This window comes from Pleomorphomonas carboxyditropha (genome assembly GCF_002770725.1).
Taxonomy (GTDB): domain Bacteria; phylum Pseudomonadota; class Alphaproteobacteria; order Rhizobiales; family Pleomorphomonadaceae; genus Pleomorphomonas; species Pleomorphomonas carboxyditropha.
The window spans coordinates 1-1,574 of record NZ_NQVN01000060.1; the positions used below are offsets into that span (position 1 = coordinate 1).

At 62.7% G+C, this 1,574-nt stretch carries 1 protein-coding gene and 1 pseudogene; both read left to right on the top strand.

What is annotated here, in order from left to right; all coding sequences use genetic code 11:
* Positions 1 to 209 (top strand): annotated as a pseudogene (locus CJ014_RS27175) (ABC transporter ATP-binding protein); the annotation flags it as partial.
* Positions 209 to 1,405: a multiple monosaccharide ABC transporter permease gene (gene mmsB, locus CJ014_RS27180; RefSeq protein ID WP_100083616.1), complete on the top strand. Its 1,197-nt coding sequence runs from the start codon at positions 209 to 211 to the stop codon at positions 1,403 to 1,405. The pseudogene CJ014_RS27175 and the gene mmsB, both read left to right, overlap by 1 nt.
* The last annotated feature ends 169 nt before the right edge of the window (positions 1,406 to 1,574 follow it).

The following is a 1,574-nucleotide window of genomic DNA, read 5'->3' on the forward strand; positions in this document are numbered from 1 at the left end:
CCAAGTACGAGATCTACTCGATCGTCAACGACCTCGTCGCCGCCGGCAAGGCGGTCATCTTCATCTCCTCGGAAATGCCGGAGCTGCTCGGCACCTGCGATCGCATCTACGTCATGAACGAAGGCGCCATCGTCGCCGAAATGCCCGTCGCCGAGGCAAGCCAGGAAAACATCATGGGCGCCATCATGCGCTCGGGGGAGAAGGTTTGATGAATACGTCCAACGAAGCCACCCAGACGGCGGCGGCGCCGTCGCTTGCCGTCTTCCTCCGGCAGAACATGCGCGAATATGGCATCCTGATCGCGCTCGTGGTGATCATGGTGTTCTTCCAGATCATCACCCAGGGCGTGCTGTTCCGGCCGGTCAACCTGACCAACCTCATCCTGCAGAACTCCTTCGTCGTCATCATGGCGCTGGGCATGCTGCTGGTCATCGTCGCCGGCCACATCGACCTTTCCGTCGGCTCGATCGTCGCCATCATCGGCGCCGTCGCCGCCATCATGATGGTCAACTACAAGATCGATCCCTGGACGACGTCGATCGTCTGCCTCCTCCTCGGCGCGGTGATCGGCGCGGCGCAGGGCTACTGGGTGGCCTACCATTCCATCCCGGCCTTCATCGTCACGCTGGCCGGCATGCTGATCTTCCGCGGCCTGACCCTCTGGGTCCTGGGCGGCATGAACATCGGTCCGTTCCCGGCCGAGTTCCAGAAGCTGTCCACCGGCTTCCTGCCCGACCCGTTCAGCATGGGCGGCCTGCACTCGACCTCGATCATCCTGACCATCATCATCCCGGCGCTGCTGGTCTTCCTGTCCTGGCGTGGCCGCAAGCTCAACGAGGCGCACGGCATCGATGTCGAGCCCTTCGCCTTTTTCGTCACCCGCAACGTGATCCTGGTGGCGGTGATGCTGGCCCTCGGCTACCAGCTCTCCACCTACAAGGGCTTCCCGAACATCCTGGTGATCATGGGCGTGCTGATCGCCTTCTACACCTTCGTGACCACCCGCACGACCATCGGCCGCCGCATCTACGCGCTCGGCGGCAACGCCAAGGCCGCCAAGCTCTCGGGCATCAACACCGAACGCCTCAGCTTCTACACCTTCATCAACATGGGCGTTCTCGCCGCCTTCGCCGGCCTGATCGTCGCCGCCCGCCTCAACTCCTCGACGCCCAAGGCCGGCACCGGCTTCGAGCTCGACGTCATCGCCGCCTGCTTCATCGGCGGCGCTTCGATTACCGGCGGTGCCGGCAAGATCACCGGCGCGGTGGTCGGCGCCTTCATCATGGGCGTGCTCAACAACGGCATGTCGATCATGGGCCTCGGCATCGACTTCCAGCAGATGGTCAAGGGCCTCGTGCTGCTCGCCGCCGTCGTCTTCGACCTCTACAACAAGCAGAAGGGCTAAGCCCCGTCTTCCTCCGTCCGATTGACGAGCCGGGGCCATCCATGAACTGACCCCCGAAAGTTGGACACCAACGTTCGGGGGTTTTCTATGTCCAAGTACAGCGTTTCTTTCAAAGAACGCGTCGTTGCGTTTTATGGGGGTGGCGAGCGTAGCTACACAGATGTCGGGC